The sequence below is a fragment of the Bacillus cereus group sp. BfR-BA-01523 genome (assembly GCF_022662615.1).
GTDB classification, from domain to species: Bacteria; Bacillota; Bacilli; order Bacillales; family Bacillaceae_G; genus Bacillus_A; species Bacillus_A mycoides.
The window spans coordinates 648,313-660,321 of sequence record NZ_JAKUDX010000001.1 but is presented as its reverse complement, the minus strand read 5'-3'; the positions used below and the strand labels follow the sequence as shown (position 1 = coordinate 660,321).

Here is a 12,009-nt window from a genome sequence, read left to right as displayed (position 1 = left end):
ACCCAGGCTAAAATCCCATGTATTTTTGAAAGAAAACGGCTTATATTTTCATTTTGAAGTATTTACTTTTCATAGCTTGATGGTGATGGGATAGCACCACACATTCATCAACTTAAGAATTATATAACGCTCCCAAAACAAAAAAATGTACATTTTCAGCTGTAGATGTCAATTTTCTCGTTTGGGGGTATTTTCTTTTCTTAGCTTGATGGGTATGGGGTAGCAGCGGCTATAAGCATTTTTATCCTTTCTATAATTTTCCTTTATTTTAATCCTTACAGTAATCAAATCACTGTGAATTTTCTGCGTGAAGTATAAAAAACAGCCATTCCTTAGTGAAACGGCTGTTTTTGTAATTCAATAAAAGCTCCCAGATTGCGGTAGATATTTTTAAATATTATTTTGTTTTTTTTGACTTGATTATAATAAAAGATGGACTTCGCGATTCGTTTATTAAATCTGGCATTTTCTCTATCCCTGCCAAAGTTGATTGTGGTTCGATTATTTTATCCAGCGAAAGCCCGTGTTCAATCAAAGTATTTATTAATGTGGCAACAGTTCTATGATAAATAACCACACTATCGTCAACAAACCAGTTGTGTACTCTAATTCCTTCTTCTTGATAATTATCTAATGCCCAGTGTGATGTATTACCATCCTCAGTTTTTATCCAATGGTTGCTTCCTTTGCGAGCTGTTGCTATTGGATGTTCGGTTGAAAAGATAAATTCACCATTGCTTTTTAATAGTTCATTAATCTTTTGAATCATTGCCGAGTAATCTTCAATGTAATGTATAGAGAGGGAACTTATAATCAGGTCGAACTTTTGATTGGTTAGTCCCATATCCTCCATAGGAAGACACATAAATTCTATGTTATCATCCTGATTTAACTTTTTAGCACGTTCAATCATATTTTTGGATATGTCTACACCTATTACGTTTTTTGCACCATTTTCTATACAATACTTTGAAAAATGACCATCACCGCAACCCAAGTCTAATACCGATTTTCCTTTCAAACACAGAATTAATGATTTGATTGCTGGCTGTTCTATGAAGTCATTAGCGTTTATTCCACTTTCACGCAATGCTGTGTAGTTTTTGAAGAAATTCGGATTATCATAAATATTTTGTTTCACTTACATCACTCCCCAGATAAGGTTTTCATAGATTAAGCTGACTTCTGTTTCCAAATTATCATACTAACCATAAAAATTTTGTCATCCTTTTATTATAGTAATGGTTTTTAGGAAGATCTCTCGAACTCAATACTTTCACAATCCTGCCAGTTTGCTGAATAATCTGCTGTAAATACTATATCGTATTAAGAAAATTAACCTTTATTTTAATTATAAGCAACAATCTTTACGAAAAGAGCCTTTTATTTTTTATTAAGCTATTGAAACGATAGTGAAGGGACGAGAGCGTAATGAAGCGAGAACTATCGAAATTAGCGGATGTACTAGTCAATCATTCGACTAAAGTGCAGCCTGGTGATCATGTGTTAATTCAAAGTGTTACTGAAATAGATCCCGCAGTAGTTCGTGAAATTATTAAGTCTGTGGAAAAAGCAGGGGGATATGCGCATGTATCAATGCGCGATGTTTCTGTTACAAGGCAATTAATTCTATCAGGATCTGAAGAACAATTTAAGTTATTTGCAGATTGGGAGAGTTATCGATTAAGTAAAATGCAAGTTTATATTAATCTCCGTAGTCCTAGAAATGCATATGAATTAGCAGATGTACCGGCAGAAAAAATGAAGTTATATCAAAAGATATTTGGAAAAGCACATAGTGAAGCAGTGTATAAAACGAGATGGGTGACAACTCGCATTCCGAATGCGGCTTCTGCGCAAGAAGCAAATATGAGCACGGAGGCTTATGAAAAATTTTATTATGATGTATGTACGTTAGATTACAATAAAATGTCGAAAGCAATGGATCCGTTAAAAGAATTAATGGAAAAGACAAAGCGAGTTAGGATTATTGGAGAAGGTACGGATTTGAATTTTTCAATTGAAGGAATCGGTGTTTTAAAGGGAGATGGCACAGATAATATACCTGATGGTGAAATATATACAGCACCTGTTAAAAATTCAGTGAATGGGATAGTAGCATTCAATACAGTATCTGTTCAACAAGGTTATGCGTTTCAAAATATAAAGTTACATATTAAGCATGGAAAAATAATAGATGCATATGCAAATGATACAGAGCGAATAACTCGCATTCTTGATACGGATGAGGGAGCAAGATATATTGGAGAATTTGCGCTGGCTTTTAATCCCTATATATTAGATCCAATGAATAATACGTTATTTGATGAAAAAATAAATGGTAGTTTTCATCTAGCGATTGGAGATTCGTTACAAGGTGCAGATAATGGGAATGAATCAGCGATCCATTGGGATTTAGTAAACATTCAAAGACCGGAGTATGGCGGGGGTGAAGTTTGGTTCGATGATGTACTAATTAGAAAAGATGGGCGTTTTATTTTACCAGAGTTGTTCGAATTAAATGAAGAGAATTTGAAAAGGTAAAGTATTTTATTGAGTTTGTGTAAAGTAGATTAAAACACAACATATCAAACTAAGCGATTGATCGCATAATTTTACACTCATTTAATATTAATAGGTAAATAGAAAAATTGACGCCAATTGTTAAATGGATAGTGTAAAAAAGACAAAATCTCTTAAAAAACACTTAAATTTTCACTCCATCTATCTTTACAATCCCTCCTTATAATATGAATTGGACAAGCAACTAAGAGAACGCAGAACATGTTAGTTTATACATTTTATTATTAGGGGGAGAAATTGTATGAAAAAGGCAGTTGCTTCGTTAGCCGTTATGGCGGTATTATTACCGACATTTACAATGCACGCGGAAGAGAAAGAGCGAGTAAGAAAAACAGCTACGATGTTTAATGTAATTAGTGACATTCAAGGTGATTTAGGGGATTTTGATCACGTGTTAAAAGATATGAACAAAGTGACGCCACTTTCTAGGGCGCTTATTATGAATGGGGATATAACGCCAACTGGACAGCAGTCACAATATGATGATGTGAAGCGTGTGTTAAACAAGAATAAGCATCCAGAAAATGTATGGTCAACTGTTGGGAATCATGAGTTTTATGCTGGGAAATGGAAAGCTGATGGAACGTTAGCTCAAAATACATGGCCAAATGGTGTAACGGAAGAAACACTATTCAACCGCTATTTGCAGTTTAGCGGGCAAGAAAAGGTATATCATAAAAAAGAATTAGACGGTTATCCGCTTTTATTTTTAGGAACTGAAAAATATATGAAATACCACGATTCAAAAATGTGGGACGAAGTATATATGAGTGATGAGCAATTAGGCTGGTTAAAACAAAATTTAGAAGACTACAGTCAAAAAGATAAGAATAAGCCAATTTTCATTTTCTCTCATCACGTTTTACCGGATACGGTATCTGGATCAAAACAAAATCCGTATTTACAAGACTATTTAAATGTTGATAAATTGTACGATATATTAAAAGACTATCCGCAAGTTGTTTTCTTCACGAGTCATACGCATTGGGATTTAAATTTACCAGATTGGGCTGGTAAAAAGAAAATTGCAGGCGGAGATGAAAAAGGATTTACGGTTGTAAATACGGGAGGTATTGAAACAGGCTGGATGTCAGCTGGACCAAATGGCGGAGAGAAGACTGCTCCAGATGGCTATTCATTTAAACAAGGATTACAAATAAAAGCATACGGTAACGATGTAATCGTAACAGCTTACGATTATAAACGGGATAAGGGCATAAAGAAATTATCAATTAGTGATGCGAAAATCGCACAAATGGCACCAGATGTCACGGCTGATGATAATAAAAATGTAATTGTCGGCGCAACAGAATATATGGAGTACTCTATAGAAGGAACGAACGAGTGGAATACGTATAATCCATCAAAACCTCAAAAGTTTGATGGCGACAAAATCGTATACGTACGTCACAAAGGAGAAATGAATTTAGAGCCAGGATTAACACAGCTTCTTCGTTTTTCGGTAAATAAGTGATTGGAGAGGGCTCACGCATTTAAATGTGTGGGCTCTTTTTGTTTTATCGGTTTTGTCGGTAAGTCGATATATTTGAAAAATCGCCGATATAAATTGCATTTACCGAAAATCTAATACATTTTTAATTCAGAAAGGTGACTTCATCATTTTTACATGCAATAATAGTATCGTTACATACATTGTGAAAGAAGTACAAAAGGAGCGTTATTGATGAATTTAGCTAAATTCCCGAGAAAAAAATATACAGAATCATATACACCTATTGAGAAATTAAACAATTTTTCTGAAGCACTTGGTGGGCCGACTATTTATTTTAAACGAGATGATTTGCTTGGTTTAACAGCAGGCGGTAATAAGACGAGAAAGTTAGAGTTTCTAGTTGCGGATGCACAGGCAAAAGGTGCAGATACGTTAATTACAGCTGGTGGTATTCAGTCAAACCATTGTCGTCTAACACTTGCAGCTGCGGTAAAAGAAAAAATGAAATGTATTCTTGTGTTAGAAGAAGGGCTTGAGCCAGAAGAAAAGCCAGACTTTAATGGAAACTACTTCTTATATCATTTATTAGGCGCTGAAAACGTAATTGTTGTACCAAACGGAACAGACCTTATGGAAGAAATGCATAAAGTAGCGAAAGAAGTTAGTGAAAAAGGTAATACACCATATGTAATACCAGTTGGTGGATCGAACCCTACTGGTGCAATGGGGTATATTGCTTGTGCGCAAGAAATTATGGCTCAATCATTTGAGCAAGGAATTGATTTCAGTTCAGTTGTTTGTGTAAGTGGTAGCGCTGGTATGCATGCTGGTTTAATTACTGGTTTTTCCGGAACGCAAAGCAAAATTCCTGTAATCGGAATAAATGTAAGTAGAGGAAAAGCGGAGCAAGAAGAGAAAGTAGCAAAACTTGTAGATGAAACTTCAGCTCACGTTGGTATTCCAAACTCTATTTCACGCGAAGCAGTTACATGCTTTGATGAATATGTAGGACCAGGATACGCGTTACCGACGCCAGAAATGGTAGAAGCAGTTCAATTACTTGCGAAAACAGAAGGTATTTTACTTGATCCAGTTTATACAGGTAAAGCAGTAGCAGGATTAATTGATTTAATTAGAAAAGGCAAATTTAATAAAGAAGACAACATTTTATTCGTACATTCAGGTGGTTCACCAGCTTTATATGCGAATACGTCTCTATTTGCGTAAGTGTAAAAAGCATTGGGTATCCAATGCTTTTTGTTTTGAATTAATGTTGAAATTTGATACAATTTCGTGAATATGCGATGATTTTTCAACATTCAACGGTAAACAACGATATATAAAGGAGATTGATGTATGACAGAATTTTGGGAAGCAAGTTTTATAGAAAATCAAATGATGTGGGGATTTGAAGCTGCAGATTCCGCAATTTTGACGAAGGATTTTTTCCTTGAAAAGAAAGTGAAGGATATATTGATTCCTGGTATTGGATATGGAAGAAATGCAAAGGTTTTTATTGATAACGGAATACATGTAACAGGTATTGAAATTTCAAAAACGGCGATTGAATTGGCGAGGGAAAATGAAATTAATGCTAATTTATTCCATGGTTCAGTTACGGATATGCCTTTTGATAACAAACTGTATGATGGCATATTTTCTTATGCACTTATTCATTTGTTGAATAAGGATGAAAGAGAGAAGTTTATTAAAGATTGCTATAGTCAGCTAAAACCAAACGGATATATGATTTTTACTACTATTTCTAAAGATGCCCCAATGTTTGGGAAGGGGAAACAACTTGGTAAAGACTACTTCGAGATAATGGAAGGGGTAAAAATGTATTTTTATGATGTTGACTCGGTACAACAAGACTTTGGAAAATATGGACTGATAGAATCTACGGAAATTGTTGAGCCACATAAAAATATGGAGAGTAAACCTCCATTTAAATTTATAATGATCAAATGTCAAAAAACACTATAATTATAATTTTGTAAAAAATAGTGAAAGGTTACTTAATAAGCTGGATGAGTAAGCTATTCACGCTTACTCATTATTCTTTAAAGGCGAAGTAAGGGAAGTCAAATGCCTTCCCTTACTTCGCCTAATTTAGGTTTAAAACAGGTTCTAAACTTCCAATGAATCATTTGTTATATAATGGAATTATTGGAACGTGAGAGGGGTGATTATATGAGTACAACATTAAGATGGGTCATATACACGATACTTAGTATTTCAATAATATTAATACTCTTTGTAGGGTACGGAGTATATTCGTATTTTACATCGTAAAATTAAGTGAAATGGTAACCGAACCAAAGGAAAAATAAAATAATTGCTGTATTAAATAACGTAAAGGTTAAACCGATAATAGATAAAATTTTCTTTTCGGTACGACTACAAAAAGAGATAACTGCTAATATAATTGCTATAACAGCGGAAGCTAATATGAAGTACGCGAAAGGAACCACGTATTCTACTCCAACTCTGTCTAAAATAGGTGAGAAGAGAAAGAGATTAATAGTGACGAATATACTTACAATGAGAAACGTATAACTTTTCCAAGTGTATGTTTTCAGTTGCATGGAATGGCACTCCTTCTTTATTAGTTTTTATATGTCTAATCGTAAGGTATTTACCTTTATTTTACAATTGGAGATGCTTTTTATTAAAAAGAGGAGGACTAATATGCGAATTAGAAAATTGATTTTAGTTTTTGTTGCTATTTGTATATTCATAGTAACAGGCTGTTCAAATATACTAGGAAATGAAGATCAAAGAATCGAAGTGCAAAAACGTGTTGGTGATGATGAATATGAAGATCTTAAGATAGTGACAGACAATAATCAGGTGTTGCAAGTAAAGAAAATATTAAATGAAATTCATTTTGAAAATAAAAAAGCAGAAATGTCTCGTTCAGCTGATTATCACTTTGTTTTTCAATTTAAAAATCCGAAAATAGAGGCGAAAGCTGTGTTGTATCAAATTTGGATAAGTCCTAATAAAGATAAAGTAGAAGTAATGGCGGGAGATAATCGGTATGCTCAATTAGAAGGAAAAAATGCAGCCACGTTGTTTGAGATTATTACAGGTGAGACGTTATCTGAATAAAAGTATAGGGAGTTTTGCTCTCTCTATAGTTATTTATGTGAATTCAGCTCGTATTTTTCGTTTTGGGGGATAATTCGTTTTTTAACTTACTCCTATTAGCAAGGAATATCGAATGGAGAGTAATCGTGAAACAGTAACGAACATATTCGCGGCTAGAAAAGGAGTTGTCTGAAAAGATTCTTCGCATGGTTTGTTGCAAGTTCATTTTGTAATGTTAATAAAAAAATTAGAAGGTAGAAGTAAATATAAATAAAACAAAAAAGGGGTAAATAGGGAAATGTAGAATCATTATATATGACTTATTCTGAATTTTCGGATACAAAAATAGAATGGAGGAAGAAAGATGATTCAATTTCCTAGAGAAGATGCTGAACAATTTTTTAGATCGTATAGTATTGGTAAGTTTACAGTCAGTGAAGATGAAGGAAGATTAATTTTTAGTACAAACTTAAATGGTCATTCTAATTTATGGGCGATGGATTTACCAAATTTATCTCCTTATCCGTTAACGTATTGTAATCAGTCAAGCAATTTTATTAAAGTGGATTCATTAAATCGATTTATTTTAGCTGGATTTGATAAAGATGGCGATGAAAATTATCATATTTATGCATTAAAACCAGAGGGTGGAGGATTGCTTGAATTGATTCCAGCAGGAGAGACAGAAAAGGATTATTATGTGCATTTAACAGAGGATGGGGAACGATTATACTATGTCACAAGTAAAGATAACCCAAGGTTCTTAAACTCTCGTTGTTATAATATACGTACAAAAGAAGATACTCTTCTGTTAACCGGTGTGGAGACACCTACATATGTAGAGGCAGTAAGTCCGAATGAATCAAGTTATATTGTTTTAAAAACATATAGTAATACATATAATGTAGGATATGTGAAAAAGGGAAAAGAACTCATTTGTATGGTACCTTCTAGTGAGAAAGAACATACTGTAGGGTCCATTTGTTATATTGATGAAAATACAGTGATTTTTGTTACAAATTATGAAGAAGAGTTTTCTTATGTAGCTTCTTTTGATTTACATAAACAGGAATTCAAACCAATCTGTAAAATAGAGAAGGAAGATATATCCGATATAAAATGGCATGCTGAAACAAAAAATGGCTACATTATTTCGGCGAAAGGTGTTACCGATAGGTTATATAAATTTGTATGGGATAAAAAGGAGTTAATTTTATTGAATTCTCCGGTAGATACGATACGTCAAATAGAAATTACCAAATCTGAAAATTTATATTTATTAGGTGAAAGTGCGACGAAAACAGCAAACATCTATTACAAGAAAAATGGAGATACAGAATGGGCAGCATTAACAAAAAACTATGTTATTGGCCTATCTGAATCTTCTTTTGTTGGACCAGATGTTATAACATATGCCTCCTTTGATGGGTTAAACATAGAAGCATTATTATTCCGGGCGAAAGGAGAAGTGCAAAACGGATATACAATATTTTGGCCTCATGGTGGTCCACAAAGTGCTGAGACGAAAGATTTTAGGGCATTATTTCAATATTTATTAAGGCAGGGATATAATATTTTTGCACCAAACTTTAGAGGAAGTACAAGATATGGTTCAACATTTACAAAAATGATTGAAGGTGATTGGGGAGAAGCCCCACGTCTAGATTGTGTAGCAGGAATAGAATGGTTATTTGAACAGGGCATATCAAATCCTGATAAATTATTTGTTATGGGTGGTAGTTATGGAGGGTATATGACCTTGTTGCTCTATGGGCGTCATTCAGAGTATTTTCGTGCAGCCATTGACATTTTTGGGCCTAGCAATTTATTTAGTTTTATCGAATCTATGCCTGAAAATTGGAAACCGCTCGCAGTTAATTTAATAGGTGATATTAACAAGGATAAAGATAAGCTTATAAAAGATTCACCAATTACATACTTAAAGCAAATGAATAAACCAATCCTTATCATTCAGGGGACAAATGATCCACGAGTTGTAAAGGAAGAATCGGATCAAATTTTTCAAGCGCTGCAAGAAAAAGGAGTAGATGTAGAATACCTAGTATTAGACGATGAAGGACATGGATTTTCAAAAAAAGAAAATGAAATATATGTATATCGTCGCATAACAGAATTTTTAGTAAAGCATAAGTGAAATAAATGGCACCTTGGAGGGCATGGTCATCAATTTATGGTTACGAATGGATAATTTTCAACAAAATAGCTATCCTTTCATGTTGGAGTAAAACCTGAGAATGAGATGGTAAAAAACACCTTTCGAAATCGTAAGTAAGTTATGATTTTAATAGAGGTGTTTTTCGCATGGAGAAAAAGACGCATTACCCCGCCGAAATAAAGTGGGAAGTAGTTGAAATGAAACACCAAGGATTCAAAAATAAAGAAATAGAAAGTCTTTGATATTTTAGGTGTCGTATATCAGTTTACGGTATTCAATTGAAAATAGAAAACTGTATAATCTTTAAAAATACACCATATCAAGATTTATTTGGTTTTTCACTTTATCTACCATCTTTATGTGTCGTTCTATTAAAAAGTCTAAATTTGATCAATTAAATGCGATAAAATCTTTTTAAAAATAATGAAATTTTAGGAAAAATAAGGTACACTAGTCAATGGTTTTAGTTTAAAATCGATTGACGTTAATGTATACGGGGGAAAGATTGATGAACAATAATCCAATAAATGAATCAGTTGAAGAAGTTGAGAGAAAACGAGTAAGATCAAGCAAACGTTTTACAAATTGGAAGCTTATTGCAGCGGGTGTTGGTGTAATTGTACTTCTCATTGGAGGAATGAGTTATTATCAGGCAACTCACTTCAATTCAAATGTTACGATTAATGACACAAAAGTCGGTGGTCTGAACGCTGATCAGGCAATACAGAAATTAAAAACATCTGGACTAGAAAACAAAGTCTATGTTGATCAACAACAAATTTTAGATGAAAAAGATACAAAAACGGAACTTACGGAAAAAGATTTTCCTCAAGTTAAGAAACTATTAAAAAGCCAGTGGACATTTTTCCCTTCCTCAAAGGAAAAAAATTATTCAGTGCTACCGGAAAAGGCGGATCAGTATCGTAGTGAAACGATGAAAAAACTTGTAGAAGAAAAGCTCATCTCTATGAATGAAAAATTAAAAGCGCCTCAAGATGCTATGGCGAAGCTTGAACAAGGAAAAGTTGTTATTTCGAAGAGCGTTGATGGAAAACAGTATGACGTTACTAGTCTACTGAAAGATTACGACAAGCAGAAGTATAAAAGTGAAATTCATCTGAAGTCTACATACATAAAGCCTATTAAAGAAGACGATCCGATTGTCAAAAAAGAGGAGAAAGCACTACAGAATCTTCTTGGGCAGTCTGTTGAGTATAAAGTGCAGAATGAAGTGTATCCTTTAAAAGCGAAAGATTTAATTCAGAATGCCTCTATGTCAAAGGATATGAAAGTTACAATCGATGCGAGCGACATTAAGAATAAGATTGCTGAAATTAATAATGCTAAATCAACATTAAATAAAAATTTCAGCTTTAAAACCCATTCCGGTTCGGTCATATCAGTAAAAGGACAAGGCTACGGCTGGGCACTAGATGTTGAAAAAGAAACAAAACAAGTTCAACAAGCTTTTGAAAAGGGTGAAAAATCGCTATCTGCTTCTAATATCCATGGAAATGGTTGGGAGAAGGAAGGTATCGGTTATGAAACAACATCGAATAATGGCATCGGAGACACGTATGCGGAAGTATCAATTGCAGATCAACAAATTTGGATTTATAAAGATGGGAAATTAGTCGTCACAACAAATGTAGTAACTGGTAAACATAGCACGAGTGAAGATACATCACCAGGTGTGTGGTACGTTCTATATAAACGAACACCATACACGCTGAAAGGCAGCGCAGTAGGTAAAGCTGATTATGCAGTTAAGGTAGATTACTGGGTTCCATTCACAAATAGCGGCCAAGGATTCCATGATGCAGGCTGGCGAAAAGACTGGGCAAATAATGCTTATTTAACAGGGGGATCAGGCGGGTGTGTAAACCTTCTTCCTAATGTTGCAAAAACTGTATATGATAGTTTGAACACTAATGATCCAGTTATTGTGTACTAGAAAATAGCTACGTATCAAGAAATAAATAAAGCAGGAAATCTTATCTGATGGTACATGAAAAAACACCTCTTGAATTCGCATATTTAGTGTGCAAATTCAATGGAGGTGTTTTTTGTTTGAAAACAAGAGTTCATTGCCTATAAGAAACGAAGTAGAAAGAGATTGAGATGATAAATAGATATTCAAATAGTCAATAAAATTGACACTGAATATCATTTTCATTTATTATGAAATCGTCGCATGTAATTGGACATGATTTTTGTGAAAAAGTTTACTTTTTTATTAATATAATAGATTTCTATTAAGGTGTCCCATTTAAGAATTTAAGCGTAGGAAAGGGTAAAATAAAAATGAACTGGAAAAAAGGCGGATTATGGATTATTATTTTTTTCATTGTAAAAGGTACGATTTCTACACTTTTAATAGTTACAGGTGCTAAATATTTTGATTTATCATTTATGCAACTTTTCGTACTAATACTGATCTTATTACTGATTTCTCTCATAAGTCGAAAATTGCTGCATAGACATAAACAAAACAAAAAGCAAAAAGAGCTAAATATATAATGAAGCCCCAGAGACCTTTGGATTTCTGGGGTTTTACTATATATTTAGCTTCTTACTATTTGTGGAAAGTAAAACGCCCACCTAAAAATTTAGTTGGGATACAGAAGTTTGTTGGGAGCAGATTAAAGTTTCACTTTATTTCATAGTGCATGATCTATGTTGATTAAAGGAAGTCACTGAATTT

10 protein-coding genes are annotated in these 12,009 nt (G+C 33.6%); 8 read left to right on the top strand and 2 right to left on the bottom strand.

Annotated features, from left to right (window positions below; translation table 11 throughout):
• Nucleotides 1-397: 397 nt before the first annotated feature.
• Nucleotides 398-1,141, bottom strand: a complete 744-nt coding sequence (locus tag MR066_RS03355) for a class I SAM-dependent methyltransferase (RefSeq protein ID WP_242245993.1) — start codon at nt 1,139-1,141, stop codon at nt 398-400.
• A 290-nt stretch (nt 1,142-1,431) separates the two neighbouring features.
• Between MR066_RS03355 and MR066_RS03350 the strand changes: the two genes are divergently transcribed.
• The 4 genes from MR066_RS03350 (at nt 1,432) to MR066_RS03335 (ending at nt 6,022) form a co-directional block, all read left to right on the top strand.
• Nucleotides 1,432-2,544: an aminopeptidase gene (locus MR066_RS03350; RefSeq protein ID WP_242245992.1), complete on the top strand. Its 1,113-nt coding sequence runs from the start codon at nt 1,432-1,434 to the stop codon at nt 2,542-2,544.
• Between the two features lie 280 nt (nt 2,545-2,824).
• Nucleotides 2,825-4,057, top strand: coding sequence for a DUF4073 domain-containing protein (locus tag MR066_RS03345; RefSeq protein WP_242245991.1), 1,233 nt, complete (start codon nt 2,825-2,827; stop codon nt 4,055-4,057).
• Nucleotides 4,058-4,267: 210 nt separating this feature from the next.
• Nucleotides 4,268-5,263: a D-cysteate sulfo-lyase gene (cuyA, locus tag MR066_RS03340; protein WP_002013704.1), complete on the top strand. Its 996-nt coding sequence runs from the start codon at nt 4,268-4,270 to the stop codon at nt 5,261-5,263.
• Between the two features lie 129 nt (nt 5,264-5,392).
• Nucleotides 5,393-6,022 (top strand): class I SAM-dependent methyltransferase, encoded by a 630-nt coding sequence (locus MR066_RS03335; protein WP_242245990.1) that lies wholly within the window; start codon nt 5,393-5,395, stop codon nt 6,020-6,022.
• Between the two features lie 311 nt (nt 6,023-6,333).
• Here MR066_RS03335 and MR066_RS03330 read toward each other — a convergent pair whose 3' ends face one another.
• Nucleotides 6,334-6,624: a hypothetical protein gene (locus tag MR066_RS03330; RefSeq protein WP_242245989.1), complete on the bottom strand. Its 291-nt coding sequence runs from the start codon at nt 6,622-6,624 to the stop codon at nt 6,334-6,336.
• Nucleotides 6,625-6,727: 103 nt separating this feature from the next.
• Between MR066_RS03330 and MR066_RS03325 the strand changes: the two genes are divergently transcribed.
• From MR066_RS03325 to MR066_RS03310, 4 genes are all read left to right on the top strand, one after another.
• On the top strand, nt 6,728-7,150 hold the full coding sequence (locus MR066_RS03325; protein ID WP_242245988.1) for a YhfM domain-containing protein: 423 nt from the start codon (nt 6,728-6,730) through the stop codon (nt 7,148-7,150).
• 343 nt (nt 7,151-7,493) lie between these two features.
• Nucleotides 7,494-9,284: a S9 family peptidase gene (locus tag MR066_RS03320; RefSeq protein WP_242245987.1), complete on the top strand. Its 1,791-nt coding sequence runs from the start codon at nt 7,494-7,496 to the stop codon at nt 9,282-9,284.
• A 529-nt stretch (nt 9,285-9,813) separates the two neighbouring features.
• A complete protein-coding gene (locus tag MR066_RS03315) occupies nt 9,814-11,259 on the top strand; it encodes a L,D-transpeptidase family protein (protein WP_002192790.1) in 1,446 nt (481 codons plus the stop codon).
• Nucleotides 11,260-11,609: 350 nt separating this feature from the next.
• Nucleotides 11,610-11,825: a hypothetical protein gene (locus MR066_RS03310; protein ID WP_002017170.1), complete on the top strand. Its 216-nt coding sequence runs from the start codon at nt 11,610-11,612 to the stop codon at nt 11,823-11,825.
• Nucleotides 11,826-12,009 lie beyond the last annotated feature (184 nt).